The sequence below is a fragment of the Pseudomonas sp. PF05 genome (genome assembly GCF_056521845.1).
In genome coordinates, this window is record NZ_JBWLPW010000010.1 from 108,166 (window position 1) to 129,757 (window position 21,592).

The 21,592-nt window shown below is 59.9% G+C and carries 17 protein-coding genes, 2 tRNA genes and 2 pseudogenes; 19 read left to right on the forward strand and 2 right to left on the reverse strand.

Annotation, left to right across the window (positions count from 1 at the left end):
- Positions 1-75 precede the first annotated feature (75 nt).
- The 8 genes and pseudogenes from hfq (at position 76) to AC09SL_RS17905 (ending at position 8,724) form a co-directional block, all read left to right on the forward strand.
- Positions 76-336 carry an RNA chaperone Hfq gene (gene hfq, locus AC09SL_RS17870; RefSeq protein WP_058546527.1) on the forward strand — a complete coding sequence of 87 codons (261 nt, stop codon included), beginning with the start codon at positions 76-78 and terminating at the stop codon, positions 334-336.
- Positions 337-348: 12 nt separating this feature from the next.
- Positions 349-1,650 (forward strand): ribosome rescue GTPase HflX, encoded by a 1,302-nt coding sequence (gene hflX, locus AC09SL_RS17875; protein WP_003197227.1) that lies wholly within the window; start codon positions 349-351, stop codon positions 1,648-1,650.
- An 85-nt stretch (positions 1,651-1,735) separates the two neighbouring features.
- Entirely contained in the window at positions 1,736-2,908 is a 1,173-nt protein-coding gene (gene hflK / locus AC09SL_RS17880; RefSeq protein ID WP_058546528.1) for an FtsH protease activity modulator HflK, read from the forward strand.
- Positions 2,908-3,777: a protease modulator HflC gene (hflC, locus tag AC09SL_RS17885; RefSeq protein ID WP_058546529.1), complete on the forward strand. Its 870-nt coding sequence runs from the start codon at positions 2,908-2,910 to the stop codon at positions 3,775-3,777. Before hflK ends, hflC begins: the two co-directional genes overlap by 1 nt.
- 325 nt (positions 3,778-4,102) lie before the next feature.
- Complete coding sequence (locus AC09SL_RS17890; RefSeq protein ID WP_058546530.1) at positions 4,103-5,290, forward strand: ATP phosphoribosyltransferase regulatory subunit; 1,188 nt, start codon at positions 4,103-4,105, stop codon at positions 5,288-5,290.
- Between the two features lie 54 nt (positions 5,291-5,344).
- Positions 5,345-6,637: an adenylosuccinate synthase gene (locus AC09SL_RS17895; protein WP_003186407.1), complete on the forward strand. Its 1,293-nt coding sequence runs from the start codon at positions 5,345-5,347 to the stop codon at positions 6,635-6,637.
- A 968-nt stretch (positions 6,638-7,605) separates the two neighbouring features.
- A pseudogene (locus AC09SL_RS17900) lies at positions 7,606-7,866 on the forward strand (HAMP domain-containing protein); the annotation flags it as partial.
- A 108-nt stretch (positions 7,867-7,974) separates the two neighbouring features.
- Positions 7,975-8,724, forward strand: a complete 750-nt coding sequence (locus AC09SL_RS17905) for a methyl-accepting chemotaxis protein (protein WP_413468845.1) — start codon at positions 7,975-7,977, stop codon at positions 8,722-8,724.
- 216 nt (positions 8,725-8,940) lie between these two features.
- Here AC09SL_RS17905 and AC09SL_RS17910 read toward each other — a convergent pair.
- Positions 8,941-9,027 (reverse strand) — tRNA-Leu (locus AC09SL_RS17910).
- A gap of 178 nt (positions 9,028-9,205) precedes the next feature.
- Positions 9,206-9,292: transfer RNA gene (locus AC09SL_RS17915), tRNA-Leu, on the reverse strand.
- Between the two features lie 226 nt (positions 9,293-9,518).
- On the opposite strand from AC09SL_RS17915, the gene rnr reads away from it, so the two are divergent.
- The 11 genes and pseudogenes from rnr (at position 9,519) to AC09SL_RS17970 (ending at position 21,552) form a co-directional block, all read left to right on the forward strand.
- Entirely contained in the window at positions 9,519-12,137 is a 2,619-nt protein-coding gene (gene rnr, locus AC09SL_RS17920; RefSeq protein WP_058546532.1) for a ribonuclease R, read from the forward strand.
- Positions 12,134-12,895: a 23S rRNA (guanosine(2251)-2'-O)-methyltransferase RlmB gene (gene rlmB, locus AC09SL_RS17925; protein WP_025211553.1), complete on the forward strand. Its 762-nt coding sequence runs from the start codon at positions 12,134-12,136 to the stop codon at positions 12,893-12,895. Before rnr ends, rlmB begins: the two co-directional genes overlap by 4 nt.
- 309 nt (positions 12,896-13,204) lie before the next feature.
- Positions 13,205-13,633, forward strand: coding sequence for a 30S ribosomal protein S6 (rpsF, locus tag AC09SL_RS17930; RefSeq protein WP_003186395.1), 429 nt, complete (start codon positions 13,205-13,207; stop codon positions 13,631-13,633).
- 28 nt (positions 13,634-13,661) lie between these two features.
- Positions 13,662-13,892, forward strand: coding sequence for a 30S ribosomal protein S18 (gene rpsR, locus AC09SL_RS17935; RefSeq protein ID WP_002551829.1), 231 nt, complete (start codon positions 13,662-13,664; stop codon positions 13,890-13,892).
- A 36-nt stretch (positions 13,893-13,928) separates the two neighbouring features.
- Complete coding sequence (locus AC09SL_RS17940; protein WP_058546533.1) at positions 13,929-14,819, forward strand: YybS family protein; 891 nt, start codon at positions 13,929-13,931, stop codon at positions 14,817-14,819.
- 18 nt (positions 14,820-14,837) lie between these two features.
- The gene (gene rplI / locus AC09SL_RS17945) at positions 14,838-15,284 is read left to right on the forward strand and encodes a 50S ribosomal protein L9 (protein WP_058546534.1); all 447 of its coding nucleotides are present in this window, start codon (positions 14,838-14,840) and stop codon (positions 15,282-15,284) included.
- 117 nt (positions 15,285-15,401) lie between these two features.
- The gene (gene dnaB, locus AC09SL_RS17950) at positions 15,402-16,799 is read left to right on the forward strand and encodes a replicative DNA helicase (protein WP_027911801.1); all 1,398 of its coding nucleotides are present in this window, start codon (positions 15,402-15,404) and stop codon (positions 16,797-16,799) included.
- 251 nt (positions 16,800-17,050) lie between these two features.
- The gene (locus AC09SL_RS17955; protein ID WP_058546535.1) at positions 17,051-19,351 is read left to right on the forward strand and encodes a YgiQ family radical SAM protein; all 2,301 of its coding nucleotides are present in this window, start codon (positions 17,051-17,053) and stop codon (positions 19,349-19,351) included.
- A gap of 360 nt (positions 19,352-19,711) precedes the next feature.
- Positions 19,712-20,629: pseudogene (locus tag AC09SL_RS17960) on the forward strand (NAD synthetase).
- Positions 20,626-21,090 (forward strand): hypothetical protein, encoded by a 465-nt coding sequence (locus AC09SL_RS17965; RefSeq protein WP_064107015.1) that lies wholly within the window; start codon positions 20,626-20,628, stop codon positions 21,088-21,090. The pseudogene AC09SL_RS17960 and the gene AC09SL_RS17965 overlap by 4 nt, the downstream one beginning before the upstream one ends.
- Positions 21,091-21,552, forward strand: coding sequence for a hypothetical protein (locus AC09SL_RS17970; RefSeq protein ID WP_058546536.1), 462 nt, complete (start codon positions 21,091-21,093; stop codon positions 21,550-21,552).
- The last annotated feature ends 40 nt before the right edge of the window (positions 21,553-21,592 follow it).

A 21,592-nucleotide genomic window follows, 5' to 3' on the forward strand; every position in this document is an offset into this window, starting at 1 on the left:
TCTATCCTTGGGGGTGTGACGGCCCAAGCCATCTGATTCCGATTTTTATTATTGATCCTTAAAGGAGTGCGGCACATGTCAAAAGGGCATTCGCTACAAGACCCTTACTTGAACACTTTACGTAAAGAAAAAGTTGGGGTGTCCATCTATCTGGTCAACGGGATCAAACTGCAAGGCACGATCGAGTCTTTCGACCAGTTCGTCATCCTTCTGAAAAACACCGTCAGCCAGATGGTCTACAAGCATGCGATCTCGACAGTCGTGCCAGTTCGTCCAATTCGTCTGCCTAGCGCAACCGAATCCGAAGGCGCTGACGCTGAACCGGGTAACGCCTGATAGGAGCCTCCTTTGTTCTTTGAGCGCCACGGTGGTGGTGAACGGGCCATTCTCGTTCACTTGGATGGACAGGACCCTGAGGCGCGCGAAGATCCGCAGGAGTTTCAGGAATTGGCACTTTCGGCCGGCGCCGAGACCGTCGCGTTTTTCAACGTGCCGCGTCATCGGCCAACCGCCAAGTTCCTGATCGGCAGTGGCAAGGTCGAGGAGTTGCGCGACCTGGTCAAGGCCGAACAGGTCGATCTGGTGATCTTCAATCACATCCTCACGCCCAGTCAGGAACGTAACCTCGAACGTGTCTTCGAGTGTCGCGTGATCGACCGTACGGGGCTGATTCTCGATATCTTCGCCCAACGCGCCCGCACCCATGAAGGCAAGCTCCAGGTCGAACTGGCCCAGCTTGAGCACATGAGTACGCGGCTGGTTCGTGGCTGGACTCACCTTGAGCGGCAGAAGGGCGGCATCGGTCTGCGCGGTCCGGGTGAAACCCAGCTGGAAACCGACCGGCGCCTGTTGCGGGTACGCCTGCGCCAGATCAAGGGGCGGCTGGAAAAGGTCCGCAGCCAGCGCGAGCAGTCGCGACGCGGCCGCAAGCGCGCGGACATCCCGACAGTTTCACTGGTGGGCTATACCAACGCCGGCAAATCGACCCTGTTCAATAACGTCACTCAATCCGACGTCTACGCCGCCGACCAGTTGTTCGCCACGCTCGACCCGACCCTGCGCCGGCTCGACCTGGACGACCTCGGACCAATCGTGCTGGCCGATACCGTGGGCTTCATCCGTCACCTGCCGCATAAGCTGGTCGAGGCTTTTCGGGCTACGCTCGAAGAGTCGAGCAACTCCGACCTGCTGCTGCACGTGATCGATGCCGCCGAACCGGACCGGATGCTGCAGATCGAGCAGGTGATGGTGGTACTGGGCGAGATCGGAGCCCAGGACTTGCCGATCCTCGAGGTATACAACAAACTCGATTTGCTCGAAGGTGTGGAGCCGCAGATCCAGCGCGATGCCGACGGCAAGCCGCAACGGGTCTGGCTGTCGGCCCGTGATGGCACCGGCCTGGACCTGCTCAAGCAGGCGGTGGCTGAGCTGTTGGGCAACGATCTGTTTGTCGGCACCCTGAAGTTGCCGCAGCGTTTCGCCCGGTTGCGTGCGCAGTTTTTCGAGCTGGGGGCCGTGCAAAAAGAAGAGCACGACGACGAAGGCGTCTGTCTGCTGGCTGTTCGCCTGCCTCGGGCGGAACTCAATCGACTGGTCAGTCGCGAAGGGCTGCAGCCGATGGAATTCATCGAGCAACACACTTTGCAATAAAAGCCTGAGAAAGCTGTGTCAGGCATTCTGTAGCATTGGTCGGCGCGCCGTGGGTGCGTCTTTGCTTTATCAGATGGAGAGCGCTATGGCTTGGAATGAGCCGGGTGGCAACTCGAATAATCAGGATCCTTGGGGTGGCAAACGTCGTAACAACGGCGACCGCAAGGGGCCGCCGGATCTCGACGAGGCCTTCCGAAAGCTGCAGGAAAGCCTGAACGGTTTGTTCGGTGGTGGTAAAAAACGCGGTGACGATGGTGGCGGTCGTCCGGGCAAGGGTGGCGGTTTAGGCCTGCTCGGCATCGGTCTGGTCGTGCTGGCGGCTGTCTGGCTGTACAGCGCGGTCTATGTCGTGGACGAGCAGGAGCAGGCCGTGGTGCTGCGCTTCGGCAAGTACTACGAGACGGTTGGGCCGGGCTTGAATATCTATTTCCCGCCGATCGACCAGAAGTACCTGGAAAACGTCACGCGTGAGCGGGCGTACACCAAGCAGGGCCAGATGCTGACCGAAGACGAGAACATCGTCGAAGTGCCGCTGACCGTGCAATACAAGATCTCCAACCTGCAGGACTTCGTGCTGAACGTCGACCAGCCGGAAATCAGCCTGCAGCACGCGACGGAAAGTGCCTTGCGCCATGTGGTGGGTTCCACCGCCATGGACCAGGTGCTGACCGAAGGTCGTGAACTGATGGCCAGCGAAATCAAGGAGCGCCTGCAGCGGTTCCTCGATACCTATCGCACCGGTATCACCGTCACCCAGGTCAACGTCCAGAGCGCAGCTGCACCGCGCGAGGTCCAGGAAGCCTTCGACGACGTGATCCGTGCCCGTGAAGACGAGCAGCGTTCGCGCAACCAGGCCGAAACCTATGCCAACGGCGTTGTGCCGGAAGCCCGTGGTCAGGCCCAGCGCATCATCGAGGATGCCAACGGCTACCGTGACGAGGTGGTCTCCCGCGCCAAGGGTGAGGCTGATCGCTTCACCAAATTGGTGGCCGAGTATCGCAAGGCTCCAGAAGTCACCCGCGAGCGTCTGTACCTGGACACCATGCAGGAAGTCTTCAGCAACACCAGCAAGGTCCTCGTGACCGGCAACAAGAACGGCCAGAGCAACCTGCTGTACCTGCCGCTGGACAAGATGGTCGAGAGCGGTCGCAATACCAGCACGCCACCGAACAGCTCGTCGGCCGCCAGCAATGAGACTGGCACCCGTGCGGCGGCGGACCTGCAGCAACAGCAAGCACGTACCAGGGAGAGTCGCTGATGAGCAATAAATCGCTGATCGCCCTTATTGTCGGTGTCGTCGTGGCGATCGCTGCCTGGAACTGCTTCTACATCGTGGCTCAGACCGAGCGCGCGGTGTTGCTGCAATTCGGTCGCGTGGTCCAGGCTGATGTCCAGCCAGGGCTGCATGTGAAGGTGCCGTACGTCAACAAGGTGCGCAAGTTCGACGGCCGCCTGATGACGCTGGATGCACCGACGCAGCGCTTCCTGACGCTGGAAAAGAAAGCCGTGATGGTGGACGCCTATGCCAAGTGGCGCGTGAAGGACGCCGAGCGCTTCTACACCGCGACCTCGGGCCTGAAGCAGATCGCCGACGAGCGCCTGTCCCGGCGCCTGGAATCGGGCCTGCGTGACCAGTTCGGTAAGCGCACGTTGCATGAAGTCGTGTCCGGTGAGCGTGATGCGCTCATGGCCGATATCACCCATTCGCTGAATGCGATGGCGGAAAAAGAGCTGGGTATCGAAGTGGTCGATGTCCGGGTCAAGGCCATCGACCTGCCGAAGGAAGTGAACCGCAGCGTGTTCGAGCGGATGAGCACCGAGCGTGAGCGTGAAGCTCGCGAACACCGCGCCAAGGGTAACGAGCTGGCTGAAGGCATCCGTGCCGACGCTGATCGCCAGCGCCGTGTGTTGCTGGCCGAAGCCTACCGTGAATCGGAAGAGCTGCGCGGTGATGGTGATGCCCAGGCCGCTGCGATCTACTCCAAGGCTTATGGTCAGGATCAGGAGTTCTACGCGTTCTACCGTAGCCTGCGTGCCTACCGTGAAAGCTTTGCGAGCAAATCCGACGTTCTGGTCCTGGACCCAAGCAGCGACTTCTTCCACTACCTGGAAAAGTCCAAGCCTTGATGCGACGTTGACCTGAGACACTCCGCCTGGCGGCTAAAGCGTCGGGCGGGGTGATCCTTTAGGAAAACGTGTGTATGATGCGGCAGCCGGGAAATTCCCGGCTTTTTTGCGTCTGCACGTTCGATTGCGGTTTATGGATGCAGGCGTCGGGTTGAACGACTCGACAGGTTTTTCGAGGGAAGTGCTGGGCGAGGCCGATTGCGGGCCATTCGTCACGTCGCTCTTGCGCGTCTTTTGCCCATGATGCGCGCCTGGCGCAGGCATTTTCTGCTTCACTCAAGGCCAGCCCGAAAGCTGGCCGCCCGGACCATAGGGGAATGGCGTAATGGCAACGGTAGACCGCTGGCTGCTGCCAGATGGCATCGAAGAAGTACTGCCACCGGAAGCTGCGCGTATCGAAGTAGCGCGTCGGCAGGTGTTGGATCTGTTCCAGAGCTGGGGTTACGAGTTCGTCGTCACCCCGCATATCGAGTACCTGGAATCCCTGCTCACTGGCGCGGGCCAGGACCTGGACCTGCGCACCTTCAAGGTTATCGACCCGCAGTCGGGCCGGCAGATGGGCTTTCGTGCCGACATCACGCCGCAAGTGGCGCGCATCGACGCCCACACCCTGCGCCGTGAAGGTCCGAACCGCCTGTGCTACGCCGGCAGTGTGTTACATGCCCAGCCGCGTGCCTTGTCGTCTTCGCGCAGCCCGATCCAACTGGGCGCCGAGTTGTATGGCGATGCCAGCCCGAGCAGCGACGTAGAGGTCATCAGCCTGATGTTGGCCATGCTGCAACTGGCCGACGTACCGGATGTCCACATGGATCTGGGGCATGTTGGCATCTATCGCGGCCTGGCTCGTGCGGCCTGTTTGTCCGGCGAAGTGGAGCAACAGCTGTTCGATGCCCTGCAACGCAAGGCCATCGACGAAGTCATCAGCCTGACCGAGGGCCTGCCGGCCGATCTGTCGGGCATGCTGCGGGCGCTGGTGGGCCTGTGCGGCGGACGTGAAGTATTGACTGCTGCCCGTGAGCGCCTGGCCCTCGCGCCAGCGCCTGTGTTGGCGGCGCTGGACGACTTGCTGGCGATTGCCGAGCGTCTGTCGGTGCGTTTCCCCGAGTTGCCGTTGTATTTCGACCTGGGTGAATTGCGCGGTTATCACTACCACACGGGTGTCGTGTTTGCCGTGTTCGTCCCGGGCGTGGGCCAGTCCATCGCCCAGGGCGGTCGTTATGACGACATCGGTGCCGACTTTGGTCGTGCCCGTCCGGCGACCGGTTTTTCTACCGATTTGAAAACCCTGGTGACCCTGGGGCGTGCTGAAGTCGAGCTACCGTCTGGCGGTATCTGGATGCCTGACAGTACGGATGCGGCACTCTGGCAAGCAGTCTGCCAGTTGCGCAGTGAGGGTCAGCGTGTCGTCCAGGCCTTGCCTGGGCAGCCTTTGGCCGCCGCCCGTGAAGCGGACTGCGACCGGCAATTGATTCAGCAGAACGGGCTTTGGCAAGTATTGCCGCTGGCTTCTTGAGTTTTCCTGCCGGCCGCGGCCGGCACCAAGTTTGCGCGAATGAGGACAAGTGTTATGGGTAAGAATGTCGTAGTCCTGGGCACCCAGTGGGGTGATGAGGGCAAAGGCAAGATCGTTGATCTGCTGACCGAACATGCTGCCGCCGTAGTGCGCTACCAGGGTGGCCACAACGCAGGTCACACCTTGGTGATCGACGGTGAAAAAACCGTCCTGCACCTGATTCCGTCGGGCGTGCTGCGCGAAGGCGTCCAGTGCCTGATCGGCAACGGTGTGGTGGTTGCTCCCGACGCCCTGCTGCGGGAAATCATCAAGCTGGAAGAGAAAGGCGTACCGGTGCGCGAGCGCCTGCGTATCAGCCCGTCCTGCCCGCTGATCCTGTCCTATCACGTCGCGCTGGACCAGGCCCGTGAAAAGGCCCGTGGCGAGCTGAAGATCGGCACTACCGGTCGCGGCATCGGCCCGGCTTACGAAGATAAAGTCGCCCGTCGTGGGCTGCGCATCGGTGACCTGTTCCATCGTGAGCGTTTCGCCGCCAAGCTGGGCGAGTTGCTGGACTACCACAACTTCGTCCTGGTCAATTACTACAAAGAACCGGCCATCGACTTCCAGAAAACCCTGGACGAGTGCATGGAGTACGCCGAGCTGCTCAAGCCGATGATGCTCGACGTCACGGCCGAGTTGCACGAGCTGCGTCGCGCCGGCAAGGACATCATGTTCGAAGGCGCCCAGGGTTCGCTGCTGGACATCGACCACGGTACCTACCCGTACGTCACCAGCTCCAACACCACCGCCGGCGGCATCGCCACCGGTTCGGGTTTCGGCCCGATGTACCTCGACTACATCCTGGGTATCACCAAGGCTTACACCACTCGCGTGGGTTCTGGTCCGTTCCCGACTGAGCTGTTCGACGACGTCGGCGCCTTCCTGGCCAAGCGTGGCCACGAGTTCGGTGCTACCACCGGCCGTGCCCGTCGTTGTGGCTGGTTCGATGCCGTCATCCTGCGTCGCGCTATCGACGTCAACAGCATCTCGGGCCTGTGCCTGACCAAGCTGGACGTGCTGGACGGCCTGGAAACCATCAACATCTGCGTGGGCTACAAGAACCAGGACGGTGCCGTCATCGACGCACCGACCGACGCGGACAGCTACATCGGCCTGGAGCCGGTGTACGAGCAGATGCCGGGCTGGACTGAATCGACCGTGGGCGCCAAGACCCTGGAAGAGCTGCCCGTGGCGGCCCGCAACTACATCAAGCGCGTCGAGGAGTTGGTCGGTGCGCCGATCGACATTATTTCGACGGGGCCGGACCGTAACGAAACCATCGTTCTGCGTCACCCATTTGCCTGATAACTCGTTGATGTAAAACACAAAGGTCCCTCGTTTTGGGGCCTTTGTCGTATCTGCCTGCCGAGCGGCACGACCTTTGCTTCGCATCGTTAACAATAAGTACTTCTTTGAAGTGCCATCAAATTAATGGCGTTTAGTAGAGGGATTCCCCTGTGTCGGCCGTTCTCTCACTGTTACAAAGCCGTCTATTGCGGCCAGTGTTCGTTACCCTGGGTATCGCCCTTTTGGTGCAAGTGCTCGTAGCCGTCGCGCTGACTCGAAGCACGGTCACCGCGCTGGAGGCCGAATTAGAGGCCCGGCTAGGGGGTGACAGTCAGAAACTGTCTGATGAACTGGAGCAAGCTGGGCGTGAGGTCACCTCTAGTCTGGACAGTTTGTCTGCCAGCACTCGTCAGCGCCTCACCGCCGGTTTATCGACGCGCCTGAAAGACGAGCAGGCGCAATTGCGCACGACGCTCGAGAAATCGCTCAAGGATTCCGCCAATGATATGGCGCAACTCCTGGCCTCGGTCGCGCCACGCGCCATGTGGGACAGCGACATACCGACCCTCTCCGAATTCGCCCGCCGGGCCCAGCGCAACCCCAATGTGCTGTTCGTTATTTATGACGACGCCAGCGGTGAGCACCTGACCCGCTACCTGAATCGGCAAAACCCGATCAACAAGGCGCTGCTGGAAAAAGGCAAGGGCGAGCGGGCGTTGGACAAAGTGCTGGATGCGGCGAAGAGCGACCCGTCGGTGTATTACCTCGAAGCCTCGATCAGTCCCAATGGCGTAGAGATCGGTAAAGTCTTGATGGGGGTTTCCACGGCCGCCGTTGAAACCGACCTGAAGGCGCTGGACCAACGCTTCTCGGCCTTGATTGCCAGCGGCGACCAGTTGGTCGGCGACAGCCTCAAGGGGGCAGCGGCGGACAGCGCCACCGCCATGCGCGGTCGACTGGAGTCGGCCCAGGCCACTGCCACACAGATGCAGACCAACACCGCCAGCACCGTGCAGGAAGCGGCAGGCACCTTGCGCTGGCGCATCGGCCTGGGCCTGGCGCTGGTGGGCTTTGGTGTGCTGGTCTTGCTGGCCGTGGTGCTGGGGCGTCGGGTGGTCAATCGCTTGAAGTTGCTGATCGCGGCCATGAACGACCTGGCGGCAGGCGAGGGCGACCTGACCAAGCGTGTGCAAATCAACAGCAAGGACGAAATCGGCGACATGGCGTCGGCGGTCAATCGCTTTGTGGATAAGTTGCAACCTATCGTGCGCGAGGCGGGCGATGTGGCCCAGCGTACCGGTGTGGAAATCGGTGCGATGACCTTGCGCAACTCCGGTGCCGATGCGGCGGCCGGGATGCAGCGTGATGAAGTGGCCGAGAGCCTGCGTGCGCTGTCGCAAATGGCTGATGAGGCTCAGTCGGAAAGCCAGGCAATGCAGGCGGCCTTGCAGCAGGTGGTGGAGATCCGCCAGGCCACCGATGAAAACACCCGCACTTCGGCCAAGGTCGGTGGCTTGATCGAGGCGTTGGCCGGGCAGGTCGACACTGGGGCGAAAGTGATCGAGCGGCTGGCGCAGCAGAGCGAACAGATCGAGGTGGTGTTGACGGTGATTCACGGCATCGCCGAGCAGACTAACCTGCTGGCCTTGAACGCGGCCATCGAGGCGGCGCGGGCCGGGGAAACCGGGCGGGGATTTGCCGTGGTGGCGGATGAGGTGCGGGCCTTGGCGAGCAAGACCCAAAGCTCAACGGGTGACATCCAGGCGCATATCGTGGCCTTGCAGCAGGGGGCTCGCGAGGCAGTGGCTGCTATCGGCCAGGCCGGGCGCCAGGCCAGTGAAGGTTTGTTGGTGCTGCGAGACAGTGCGCGGTTGCAGCAGTCGGTGCAGGCGTCCGTAGAGCAGGTGCATGCGGCCATTGGTCTGGCGACTCAGGCCGCGGCCCATCAGGCCCAGGGCGCGCAAGCGGTGCGCGGGCGGGTGGAAACTATCCATGCCCAGGCCGAGAAAGCGGCTCAGGCCGTGGTCGAGACCACTGCCAGCGGCAAGGTGCTCGACAGCCTGGCGGCGCAGTTGAAGGCAAGCTTGGGGCAGTTCAGGGCTTGATCGGGCGGCTGGGCTGACCTCATCGCGAGCAAGCTCGCTCCCACAGGTGATTTTTAGTGGATACAGATTTTGTGTCCGGCATGAATCCCTTGTGGGAGCGAGCTTGCTCGCGATAGCGATGTCAGTGACTCGGATATATTTCCAGAGCCCAGAAACGCAAAAACCCGCTTTCGCGGGTTTCTGTGAAGTTCAAGGTTGTAACCTTGAAACTTGAATTGGTGCCCAGAAGAAGACTCGAACTTCCACGACCTTGCGGTCACCAGCACCTGAAGCTGGCGTGTCTACCAATTTCACCATCTGGGCAGCATCTTCAGCGTTGCCGCTGTTGATGTGGCGCACTATACGGAGCGCATTTTGATCTGTAAACCCCTGTTTTTGTTTTAGTAATTGCCAAATGCAATTGCAGGGGGGGCAAAAATGCAAAAACCCGCTTTCGCGGGTTTTTGTTGAGCTGCCAGGTCATTGACCTGTTGCTCGAAATTGGTGCCCAGAAGAAGACTCGAACTTCCACGACCTTGCGGTCACCAGCACCTGAAGCTGGCGTGTCTACCAATTTCACCATCTGGGCAATATCGACATCGTGTGTACGTCGTCGATGGCGCGCACTATACGGAGCGTCTTTTTAACTGTAAACCCCTCCTGAGAAAAAAACCGCTAAATTTCACGAGCGGTGCTTTTCCGGGCTTCCAAGGCAGGCCAAATGTCTTTAGAAAAGCGATCGGATGCTTGAAATTTCCCGTTTCATTAAGCCTATGCCAAACTAACCCGCATATAGACAAGGTGAAAACTCTCTAATGGCCGATTGGCAGTCCCTCGATCCCGAGGCCGCTCGTGAAGCGGAAAAATATGAAAACCCTATTCCTAGCCGCGAACTGATCCTGGCGCATCTCGCCGATCGGGGTTCGCCTGCTAGCCGCGAGCAGTTGGTCGAAGAGTTCGGTCTGACCACCGAGGACCAACTCGAAGCCCTGCGCCGCCGTCTGCGCGCCATGGAGCGCGACGCTCAACTGATCTACACCCGGCGCGGCACCTATGCGCCGGTGGACAAGCTCGACCTGATCCTGGGCCGCATCGCCGGTCACCGTGACGGCTTCGGTTTCCTGATCCCGGACGACGGCAGCGACGACCTGTTCATGAGCCCGGCGCAAATGCGCCTGGTGTTCGACGGTGACCGGGCCCTGGCCCGTGTGTCCGGCCTGGATCGCCGCGGACGTCGTGAAGGCGTGATCGTCGAAGTGGTGTCCCGTGCCCATGAAAGCATCGTCGGCCGTTACTTCGAAGAAGGCGGCATCGGCTTTGTCGTCCCGGACAACCCGAAGATCCAGCAGGAAGTGCTGGTCACTCCGGGCCGCAACGCCAACGCCCAGGTCGGTCAGTTCGTGGAGGTGAAGATCACCCACTGGCCAACCCCGCGCTTCCAGCCACAAGGCGATGTGGTGGAAGTGGTCGGCAACTACATGGCGCCAGGCATGGAAATCGACGTTGCCCTGCGCACCTATGACATTCCACACGTCTGGCCTGAGGCGGTCCTGAAAGAGGCGGCCAAGCTCAAGCCGGAAGTCGAAGAGAAAGACAAAGAGAAGCGCATCGACCTGCGTCACCTGCCGTTCGTCACCATCGACGGTGAAGACGCCCGGGACTTCGATGATGCGGTCTATTGCGAAGCCAAGCCTGGCAAGCTGCGCCTGTTCTCCGGCGGCTGGAAGTTGTACGTGGCCATTGCCGACGTCTCCAGCTACGTGAAGCTCGGTTCGGCGCTGGACGCCGAGGCCCAGGTACGCGGCAACTCGGTGTATTTCCCCGAGCGCGTCGTGCCGATGCTGCCTGAGCAACTGTCCAACGGGCTGTGCTCGCTCAATCCTCAGGTCGATCGCCTGGCCATGGTTTGCGAGATGACCATCTCCAAGTCCGGCGAAATGACCGACTACTGCTTCTACGAAGCGGTGATCCATTCCCACGCCCGCCTGACCTACAACAAGGTCAGCGCGATGCTGGAGACGCCGAAGCTGGCCGAGTCGCGCAAGCTGCGTGGCGAATACACTGATGTCGTGCCGCACCTCAAGCAGCTCTATTCGCTGTACAAGGTGCTGCTGGGGGCGCGTCATGTGCGTGGTGCGATCGATTTCGAAACCCAGGAAACCCGGATCATCTTCGGTACCGAGCGCAAGATCGCCGAAATCCGTCCGACCGTTCGCAACGACGCGCACAAACTGATCGAGGAATGCATGCTGGCGGCCAACGTGGCCACCGCCGAGTTCCTGAAGAAGCACGAGATTCCTGCGTTGTACCGGGTCCACGACGGTCCGCCGCCGGAGCGTCTGGAAAAACTGCGGGCGTTCCTGGGTGAGCTGGGCCTTTCCTTGCACAAGGGCAAGGAAGGTCCGTCGCCCAAGGATTACCAGGCCCTGCTGGCGAGTATCAAGGACCGTCCGGATTTCCACCTGATCCAGACCGTCATGCTGCGCTCGTTGAGCCAGGCGGTGTACAGCGCCGACAACCAAGGCCACTTCGGCCTGAATTACGAAGCCTATACCCACTTCACTTCGCCGATCCGCCGCTACCCCGACCTGCTCACGCACCGGGCGATTCGCAGCGTGATCCATTCGAAGATGAACACCCCGCACGTCAAGCGTGCCGGTGCGATGACCATTCCGAAGGCGCGTATCTATCCGTACGATGAAGCGGCCCTGGAGCAGCTTGGCGAGCAATGCTCGATGAGCGAGCGGCGCGCCGACGAAGCGACGCGCGACGTGGTGAACTGGCTCAAGTGCGAATACATGAAGGATCGCGTGGGCGAGTCGTTCCCGGGCGTGATCACCGCCGTGACCGGTTTCGGCCTGTTCGTCGAACTGACCGATATCTATGTCGAAGGCCTGGTGCATGTCACCGCGCTGCCGGGCGACTACTATCACTTCGACCCTGTGCATCACCGTCTGGCGGGCGAGCGCACCGGGCGCAGCTTCCGTCTTGGCGATACCGTCGAAGTGCGGGTGATGCGCGTCGACCTCGACGAACGCAAGATCGACTTCGAGATGGCGGAAAAAACCATCAGCGCGCCGATCGGCCGCAAGAAACGCGGTACCGAAACCACGGCGCCTGCGGCCAAGACTGCCGCCGAGCCAGCATCGTCCAGGTCTGGGCGTCGCGGTGCGGCCAAGGAAAAGGTAGTCGAAGCCTATCGTCCGAGCGATGCGGCGGCAAAAAACGCCGAGCTGCGCAAAAGTCGTGAAATGAAGCAGGCGTTGCTGGCCGAAGCCAAGAACGGTGGTAAAGCGGCGTCTGGGGGAAAGGCTGGAAGGTCGGCCCCGGACAAGGCGACCAGCAAGCCGAGCAAACACCGTAAAGGCCCGCCGAAAGCGGGCTCGGCCCCAGCCAAGAGCGGCGGGGCGCGTAAACCCAAGGCCAAGTCATGAGTCAGTTGGAAAAAATCTACGGCGTGCATGCCGTGGAGGCGTTGTTGCGTCATCACCCCAAGCGGGTCAAGCAGATCTGGTTGGCGGAGGGGCGTAGCGATCCACGCGTCCAGACGCTGATCGAGCTGGCCAGCGAAAGCCGCGTTGCGGTGGGCCAGGCCGAGCGGCGCGAGATGGACGCCTGGGTCGAAGGCGTGCACCAGGGCGTCGTGGCCGAGGTCAGCCCGAGCCAGGTCTGGGGCGAGGCGATGCTCGACGAACTGCTCGATCGCACCGAAGGCGCTCCCCTGCTGCTGGTGCTGGACGGCGTGACCGACCCGCATAACCTTGGCGCTTGCCTGCGTTCGGCAGATGCGGCCGGTGCGTTGGCGGTGATCGTGCCTAAAGACAAGTCGGCAACCTTGACGCCAGTGGTGCGCAAGGTGGCCTGCGGCGCGGCGGAAGTGATTCCGCTGGTGGCGGTGACCAACCTGGCGCGCACCCTGGAAAAACTCCAGCAGCGCGGCTTGTGGGTGGTCGGTACGGCTGGCGAGGCCGAGGTCAGTATTTACGACCAGGACCTGACGGGCCCGACGATCCTGATCATGGGGGCCGAAGGCAAGGGCATGCGCCGCCTGACCCGCGAGCACTGCGATTACTTGGTCAAGCTGCCGATGGCCGGCAGCGTCAGTAGCCTCAACGTTTCGGTCGCGACCGGTGTGTGCCTGTTTGAAGCGTTGCGCCAGCGCAGCGTCAAGGCTGTCGCCAAAAAGCCCTGACATACCCTTGTAGGAGCTGACGAGTGCAACGAGGCTGCGATCTTGTCCCTGACACTTGAGTCTCAAGCGAAAGATCAGGATCAAAAGATCGCAGCCTTCGGCAGCTCCTACATTGTTCAGCTTCGCGATCGTCGGTGGTTGTTCAAATAATCGCCAATTGCCTTGCACCTCCCTCGGCCCTTCTCTACAATTGCGCCCCTTGCTGTGATGGCAGGCACTTATGTGTCTAGCGTCCACAAGTCCATAAGTGTCATTCACTCCTTGTCTGACCGTTTTTGAGCGGCAGGCTACAACCCGTAAGGAGCATTCATGCGTCATTACGAAATCATCTTTTTGGTCCACCCGGATCAAAGCGAGCAAGTCGGCGGCATGGTTGAGCGTTACACCAAGCTGATCGAAGAAGACGGCGGCAAAATCCACCGTCTGGAAGATTGGGGCCGTCGTCAACTGGCCTACGCAATCAACAATGTTCACAAGGCTCACTACGTGATGCTGAACGTTGAGTGCACTGGCAAGGCCCTGGCCGAGCTGGAAGACAACTTCCGCTACAACGATGCAGTGATCCGTAACCTGGTCATCCGTCGCGAAGAAGCCGTCACCGGCCAATCCGAGATGCTCAAGGCTGAAGAAAACCGCAGTGAGCGCCGTGAGCGTCGCGACCGTCCTGAGCACTCTGACAGCGCCGATGGCGATGACAGCGATAGCGACAGCGACAACAGCGATAACGCTGACGAGTAATCCACGGACCTTTTAAGGAGCCAATCACATGGCACGTTTCTTCCGTCGTCGTAAATTCTGCCGCTTCACCGCTGAAGACGTGAAAGAGATCGATTACAAAGATCTCAACACTCTGAAAGCCTACGTATCCGAGACCGGCAAAATCGTTCCAAGCCGTATCACCGGTACCAAAGCTCGTTATCAGCGTCAGCTGGCCACCGCTATCAAGCGCGCCCGCTTCCTGGCCCTGCTGGCCTACACCGACAGCCACGGCCGCTGAGACCGGGCAGTCGACGAGTAGTAAGGGATTGAATGCATGCGCGCCTTAGCTGACTTCATCATGCGGGGACGTGTGCAGGCCACGTTGGTTGTGGCCGGATCCGCGGCATTGCCGCTGTTGTTCTGGTTGAGTGCCGCCGCTGGGTGCCTTGTGCTCCTGCGGCGCGGTTCGGACGCCTTGAGCGTCCTGGGTATCGGGTTGTTGTCAGCGTTGGTGAGCTGGTACTTCCTGAAGGACCCGACAACACTTTTGGTGTTGCTCGGGGCTTGTGGCCTGGCGTTGGTTTTGCGCGCCGGACATACCTGGAACCGCGTGCTGCTGTGCAGCGTGGCCGTGGGGTTGTTGTGTGCGGTGAGTCTGGGAGCTGTATTCAGCTCCTTCATCGAGTCACTGGCGCAGACGTTCGAACACGTCCTGCCGCTGGCGATGGGTGAGGTCTATGAGACATTCTCGGCAGACCAGAAGGCGTCTCTCACCGCCCTGAGCGCTCCGCTGATGATCATTTCGATAGCGTCTTCGCTGCAGATCTTTAGCGTGCTGTGCCTGATTCTTGGGCGCTATTGGCAGGCGTTGTTGTATAACCCCGGTGGTTTCGGTCGCGAATTTCGCGCCATCCGATTCCCCAAGAGCGTGGCGCTGTCACTGCTGGCCGTCATGTGTGTGGCTCCGTTTTTCGGGCTGCATGCACTGATCCTGTTGCCGTTGTGCAGTGTACCGCTGGTCTTCGCCGGCCTGGCTCTGATTCACGGGCTGGTGGCGCAGAAGCGACTGGCCACGTTCTGGCTGGTGGGGTTGTACGTGACGTTGTTGCCTTTCATGCACTTGCTCGGTCCGTTGCTCGTGGTCATGGCCATCGTCGACAGCCTGATTGATTTTCGCGGTCGTATGGCGCCGAAAGACGCCGACAACGCGAACGGTGAAGATTAAAAGTTAGAGGATTTTCACATGCAACTGATCCTTCTGGAAAAAGTCACCAACCTGGGCAACCTGGGTGACAAAGTAAACGTTAAGGCCGGCTACGGTCGTAACTACCTGCTGCCTTACGGCAAAGCCACCGCTGCGACCGCTGCCAACCTGGCTGCGTTCGAAGAGCGTCGTGCTGAGCTGGAAAAAGCCGCTGCCGACCGTAAAACTTCGGCTGAAGACCGTGCTGCCCAACTGGCCGAGCTGGAAGTGACCATCACTGCCACCGCTGGCGACGAAGGCAAGCTGTTCGGTTCGATCGGTACTCACGACATCGCTGACGCACTGACCGCCTCCGGCGTTGAAGTGGCGAAAAGCGAAGTTCGTCTGCCGAACGGCACCATCCGCAACGTAGGTGAATTCGACGTAGCCGTGCACCTGCACGCCGAAGTTGAAGCCACCGTACGCGTTGTCGTGGTAGCAGCCTAAGCAATACCTGTCGGCTGGCACCCTCGGGTGCTTGCCGGTAACATCGGGCACGATCCTGTTTACAGGTCGTGCCCTTTGTCTTTCTGCAATTCCTGATTTTCATAACCAGAAGTGGCCATGAACGAAATCACCGCTCCCGAGCAATACGATCTGCAAACCGCTGCCCTGAAGGTACCTCCGCATTCCATCGAGGCCGAACAGGCCGTGCTCGGTGGCCTGATGCTGGACAATAACGCCTGGGAGCGTGTGCTCGATCAAGTCTCCGACGGCGATTTCTACCGGCATGACCACCGCCTGATTTTCCGTGCGATCGCCCGTCTGGCCGATCAGAACATGCCGATCGACGTCGTCACCCTGGCCGAGCAATTGGACAAGGAAGGGCAGACGTCCCAGGTCGGCGGCCTCGGTTACCTGGGCGAACTGGCGAAAAACACGCCGTCTGTCGCCAACATCAAGGCCTATGCCCAGATCGTGCGCGAGCGGGCGACCTTGCGCCAATTGATCGGTATCAGCACCGAGATCGCCGACAGCGCCTTCAACCCGGAAGGCCGCACTGCCGCCGAGATCCTTGACGAAGCCGAACGGCAGATCTTCCAGATCGCCGAGGCCCGCCCGAAGACCGGCGGGCCGGTGAGCGTCAACGACTTGCTGACCAAGGCCATCGACCGCATCGACACCTTGTTCAACACGGACAACGCCATCACCGGCCTGTCTACCGGTTACACCGACCTCGACGAGAAGACCAGCGGCCTGCAACCGTCCGACCTGATCATCGTCGCCGGCCGTCCGTCCATGGGTAAGACCACCTTTGCGATGAACCTGGTGGAAAACGCCGTGCTGCGCAGCGACAAGGCGGTGCTGGTGTACTCCCTCGAGATGCCAGGCGAATCGCTGATCATGCGTATGCTTTCGTCCCTGGGGCGTATCGACCAGACCAAGGTCCGTTCCGGCCAATTGGAAGACGATGACTGGCCGCGCCTTACCTCGGCGGTCAACCTGCTCAACGACCGCAAGCTGTTCATCGACGATACGGCCGGTATCAGCCCGTCGGAAATGCGTGCCCGTACCCGTCGCCTGGTGCGTGAGCACGGTGACATCGCGCTGATCATGATCGACTACCTGCAGTTGATGCAGATCCCCGGTTCCAGCGGCGACAACCGGACCAACGAGATTTCCGAAATCTCCCGTTCCCTCAAGGCCCTGGCCAAGGAATTCAACTGCCCGGTGGTGGCACTTTCCCAGTTGAACCGTTCCCTGGAACAGCGCCCCAACAAGCGTCCGGTGAACTCCGACTTGCGGGAATCCGGAGCGATCGAGCAGGACGCCGACGTCATCATGTTCGTGTACCGCGACGAGGTGTATCACCCCGAGACGGAGCACAAGGGCATTGCCGAAATCATCATCGGCAAACAGCGGAACGGCCCGATCGGCTTCATTCGCCTGGCGTTCATCGGTAAGTACACCCGGTTCGAGAACCTGGCGCCGGGTAGCTACAATTTTGATGACGACGAGTAACCTGTTCGGCATCTCTTGAGGCAAACCCCTTTTTCAGAAGGTTGTGCTTCTCCTGTGGGAGCGAGCTTGCTCGCGATGGCGGTATAACAGTCAACACATGCATTGAGTGGGCTGACCCCTTCGCGAGCAAGCTCGCTCCCCCATGTGATGTGCAGTGCGCGACCAATTTCCGACCATAGCCGTCGGAATTGGTTATTTTTTGTGCTATATTCCGCGCCCGCGATTTTTCATCTTTTATACCGGTTATCGACATGCAAGCAGCCAAGCCGTTATTTGACTATCCCAAGTACTGGGCCGAGTGTTTCGGCCCAGCGCCGTTCCTGCCCATGAGCAGGGAGGAGATGGATCAGCTCGGCTGGGATTCGTGCGACATCATCATCGTGACCGGTGATGCCTACGTCGATCACCCGTCGTTCGGCATGGCGATCATTGGCCGTTTGCTGGAAGCCCAGGGCTTTCGCGTCGGGATCATTGCCCAGCCGAACTGGCAGTCCAAAGATGACTTCATGAAGCTTGGCGAGCCCAACCTGTTTTTCGGTGTCGCGGCCGGCAACATGGACTCGATGATCAACCGCTACACCGCCGACAAGAAGATTCGCTCCGACGACGCCTACACCCCGGGTGGCATGGCGGGCAAGCGGCCGGACCGTGCGAGCCTGGTCTACAGCCAGCGCTGCAAGGAAGCCTACAAGCATGTGCCGATCGTGCTCGGTGGCATCGAAGCCTCGCTGCGCCGAATCGCTCACTACGATTACTGGCAGGACCGTGTGCGCAACTCGATCCTGATCGACGCTTGCGCCGACATCCTGCTCTACGGCAACGCCGAGCGGGCGATTGTCGAAGTCGCCCAGCGCCTGTCCTACGGCCACAAGATCGAAGACATCACCGACGTGCGCGGCACGGCCTTTATCCGTCGTGACACGCCGCAAGGCTGGTACGAAGTCGACTCCACGCGCATCGACCGTCCGGGCAAGATCGACAAGATCATCAACCCGTATGTGAACACCCAGGACACTGCTGCTTGCGCGATCGAGCAGGAGAAGGGGCCGGTCGAGGATCCGAGCGAAGCCAAGGTCGTGCAGATCCTGGCGAGCCCGAAAATGACCCGCGACAAAACCGTGATCCGTCTGCCATCGGTGGAAAAGGTTCGTGGCGATGCGGTGCTCTACGCCCACGCCAACCGCGTGCTTCACCTGGAAACCAACCCAGGCAATGCCCGCGCCCTGGTGCAGAAGCACGGCGAAGTCGATGTCTGGTTCAACCCGCCGCCCATTCCGATGACCACCGAAGAAATGGACTACGTGTTTGGCATGCCTTACGCACGTGTCCCCCATCCGGCGTACGGCAAGGAGAAGATCCCTGCCTACGAGATGATCCGTTTCTCGGTGAACATCATGCGTGGCTGCTTCGGCGGCTGCACCTTCTGCTCGATCACCGAGCACGAAGGCCGGATCATCCAGAACCGTTCCGAAGAGTCGATCATCCGCGAGATCGAAGAGATCCGCGACAAGGTCCCGGGTTTCACCGGGGTCATTTCCGACCTCGGCGGCCCGACCGCGAACATGTACCGCATCGCCTGCAAGAGCCCGGAAATCGAATCCGCGTGCCGCAAGCCGTCGTGTGTGTTCCCCGGCATCTGCCCGAACCTGAACACTGACCATTCTTCGCTGATCCAGCTGTACCGCAGCGCCCGGGCGTTGCCTGGGGTAAAGAAGATCCTGATTGCCTCCGGCCTGCGTTACGACCTGGCGGTCGAGTCGCCGGAATACGTCAAGGAACTGGTGACCCACCACGTCGGCGGTTACCTGAAGATCGCTCCGGAGCACACCGAGGAAGGCCCGCTCAACCAGATGATGAAGCCGGGCATCGGCAGCTATGACAAATTCAAGCGGATGTTCGAGAAGTACACCAAGGAAGCCGGGAAAGAGCAGTACCTGATTCCGTACTTCATCGCCGCCCACCCGGGCACCACCGACGAAGACATGATGAACCTGGCGCTGTGGCTCAAGGGCAACGGCTTCCGGGCCGACCAGGTGCAAGCGTTCTATCCGTCACCGATGGCCACGGCCACGGCGATGTACCACTCGGGCAAGAACCCGCTGCGCAAGGTCACCTACAAGAGCGACGCGGTGACCATCGTAAAGAGCGAGGAGCAGCGCCGCCTGCACAAGGCCTTCCTGCGTTATCACGACCCCAAGGGTTGGCCGATGCTGCGCGAAGCGCTGACCCGCATGGGCCGCGCCGACCTGATCGGGCCGGGCAAGAACCAATTGATTCCGTTGCACCAGCCGGCCACCGACAGCTACCAGAGCGCCCGTCGCAAGAACTCGACGCCAGCCGGCAGCCACAAGGTAGGCAAGGAAACCACCAAGATCCTCACCCAGCACACCGGCCTGCCACCGCGCGCCAGCGACGGCGGCAACCCGTGGGACAAGCGCGAGCAGGCCAAGGCCGCGGCATTCGCCCGCAACCAGCAGGCCGCCAAGGAACGCAAGGACGCCGCCAAGGGCAAGGGACCGAAGCCGGCGCGCAAGCCTGTCGTGCCGCGCTGATCGCCCTGCCACCTCGCAAAACGCCAGCCTAAGTGCTGGCGTTTTGCTTTCTAGCGGCGGTGCTGGCCGTTTGTTATCGTGGCGCCCGCGTAGCCTTTGTGGCGAGGGAGCTTGCTCCCGCTCGGCGGCGCAGACGCTGTGTAGGAGCTATGTAGGAGCTATGTAGGAGCTATGTAGGAGCTGTGTAGGAGCTGTCGAGTGCAACGAGGCTGCGATCTTTCTCCAGACACTTAAATCTCAAGCGAAAGATCAAAAGATCAAAAGATCGCAGCCTTCGGCAGCTCCTACAGGGCATAGCCCAGCGGGAGCAAGGTCCCGTGTGGATAAATTCTCCCCCTCCGATTCTCAAGGACGATTCATATGAGCACTCCGTTACCCGGCATCGGCATGGACAACAGCATCTCCCAGTTGATGGCCCGTCGCCGCATAGAAAGCCAAATCAACCTGCCACGGTTGTTCGCGGCCATTGATGCCGATCCAAGCATCGTCGGCGCCGGTGTGGTGTAGATCGATGCTGAATTCAATGTAGTGACCCTGCGTGAGTTCAAGCCGATCTGCAGCATCAAACCCAAACGGATCATCTTGCGCGAGGCGCAGAAGTACATTGCACCGGCTCAGTTTGCTGATCAGGTAAAGAACAATCCACGTGAGTCTCGTTTGGTGGGGGAGGCTGTCAATACGACGTTGTCCTGCGCCGGCGCCATTTTGGGTTGGATTGTAGTTTTCAGCGGCACGATTGCTGTTCCGTTTACTGCGGGAGCGAGTCTGGTCGTTACCGCCATTGGGGCCACCGCCGCCTCTGCGAGCACGGCGAAGTGCGTGGTTGGAGGTGTGCGTACGTACAACGAACTCAACGATCCATCAGCTAATGATGATATGGACAGTGAGGACTGGTATCGCTACGCAATGCCAGTGTTGGATGCTGCATCGCTGTTGGGGGCTGGGGCGTCTACTTTAACCACGCTCAAACTCCTGCAGGCCAGGAAAGTCTCGACCGGCAAAAGTTGGTATGAGCTTTCAAAAGGTTTGACCCGACAACAACGAAAGGCATTGACCCAAGAGTTGTTAACGCTGAAGGACCCAAGCCTGACGAATAAATTGTTAAAGCTTCGACAACGTTCGGGGACGCTTGCAAAGCGTTTCACGCCTACTCAGATCAACCACGCAACCGTGACCCAGATCCGCGACTCTCTGGGGGCGGCCATCGGTTTAACGGGCAGCAGCTTGTCTGGGAACCTGAAAACAATTGCTGTGGGGCTGTATGAGGAAGTTGAATGATGGACCGCAAGCATTCATTGAACGCGTTCCTTGCTGACTATTTTCCAACCTTCATAGGCGCCTTTTTTCTAGCCTGTTTTGCGGTTTCCGCTTCGATTTCATTGGCCTCAAGTACTTATTTTCGAGGCGATCCTGAGCGGGCTAAATATTCTTTTCTGATTGCACTGGTGCTATCTCTGCTCTTGGCGTTGAGTCATTTCTTCATGATCAGAGGACGGTCGTGGGGTGTTCGGGCCATCGTTGTGTTCTATCTCGTTTGCCTCTTCATTGTCCTTCCCACCTACGGCTATAGACCATATCCCGTTGCCTACGTGACTGGGTTGTTGTTCCCGTTGCTGGGGTTGCTATTGCTCAATAGCAAACGCCATCGAGAGATGCGTCAAAAACTGTTGGAGTTACGCAATGAGCGTATGGCGACAAGATCTGCCACCCGGCAGCGGAAAAAAATGAAAGGACGCTAGATGAAAAGCCATCCGAATTTCATCGATTTCATGAGGCGCTACTTTCCAACCTTCATCGCAGCGATCTTCGTGGCGAAGATATCGTTTTTGTTTGCCCTCTTTGCTCTGCTCGACAGTTTCCTTGCAGGCGTTCCGTTGGCGAGCCAAACAAAGTTTTCCGCCATAGGTATCGCTATTTGCACAATGGTCCTGGTCCATAGCAATTTCATGGTCATCCGTGGCAAGCCCGGCTGGATCTGGCTGTTTGTCGGATTGTTCGTAGTTTGTCTGCTGTGTGTATTACCGACTATTGGCTATCGTCCTAATCGAATCGCCTATGCGGCAGGTCTGTTTTTTCCACTAATAGGATTACTACTGCTCAACAGCAAACGCCACCGCGAGATGCGCAGCAAGCTCGTCGAAATCCGCCACCAGCGCGAACGCATCCTCCAGTCCGCAAAGACGTCGCGACCGCGTCGCTGAGTCGGTGTCGTCAGGGCAGAAATCTGAGCTGGCGTAGATA

Coding starts and splice junctions, on each gene's coding strand:
- AC09SL_RS17965 (WP_064107015.1), top strand. CDS start 20,626: ATGATGGACCGCAAGCATTCATTGAACGCGTTCCTTGCTGACTATTTT.
- AC09SL_RS17905 (WP_413468845.1), top strand. CDS start 7,975: ATGCAGCGTGATGAAGTGGCCGAGAGCCTGCGTGCGCTGTCGCAAATG.
- rpsR (WP_002551829.1), top strand. CDS start 13,662: ATGGCACGTTTCTTCCGTCGTCGTAAATTCTGCCGCTTCACCGCTGAA.
- rnr (WP_058546532.1), top strand. CDS start 9,519: ATGGCCGATTGGCAGTCCCTCGATCCCGAGGCCGCTCGTGAAGCGGAA.
- dnaB (WP_027911801.1), top strand. CDS start 15,402: ATGAACGAAATCACCGCTCCCGAGCAATACGATCTGCAAACCGCTGCC.
- AC09SL_RS17955 (WP_058546535.1), top strand. CDS start 17,051: ATGCAAGCAGCCAAGCCGTTATTTGACTATCCCAAGTACTGGGCCGAG.
- AC09SL_RS17890 (WP_058546530.1), top strand. CDS start 4,103: ATGGCAACGGTAGACCGCTGGCTGCTGCCAGATGGCATCGAAGAAGTA.
- rlmB (WP_025211553.1), top strand. CDS start 12,134: ATGAGTCAGTTGGAAAAAATCTACGGCGTGCATGCCGTGGAGGCGTTG.
- hflC (WP_058546529.1), top strand. CDS start 2,908: ATGAGCAATAAATCGCTGATCGCCCTTATTGTCGGTGTCGTCGTGGCG.
- AC09SL_RS17970 (WP_058546536.1), top strand. CDS start 21,091: ATGAAAAGCCATCCGAATTTCATCGATTTCATGAGGCGCTACTTTCCA.
- AC09SL_RS17895 (WP_003186407.1), top strand. CDS start 5,345: ATGGGTAAGAATGTCGTAGTCCTGGGCACCCAGTGGGGTGATGAGGGC.
- rpsF (WP_003186395.1), top strand. CDS start 13,205: ATGCGTCATTACGAAATCATCTTTTTGGTCCACCCGGATCAAAGCGAG.
- hflK (WP_058546528.1), top strand. CDS start 1,736: ATGGCTTGGAATGAGCCGGGTGGCAACTCGAATAATCAGGATCCTTGG.
- rplI (WP_058546534.1), top strand. CDS start 14,838: ATGCAACTGATCCTTCTGGAAAAAGTCACCAACCTGGGCAACCTGGGT.
- AC09SL_RS17940 (WP_058546533.1), top strand. CDS start 13,929: ATGCGCGCCTTAGCTGACTTCATCATGCGGGGACGTGTGCAGGCCACG.
- hfq (WP_058546527.1), top strand. CDS start 76: ATGTCAAAAGGGCATTCGCTACAAGACCCTTACTTGAACACTTTACGT.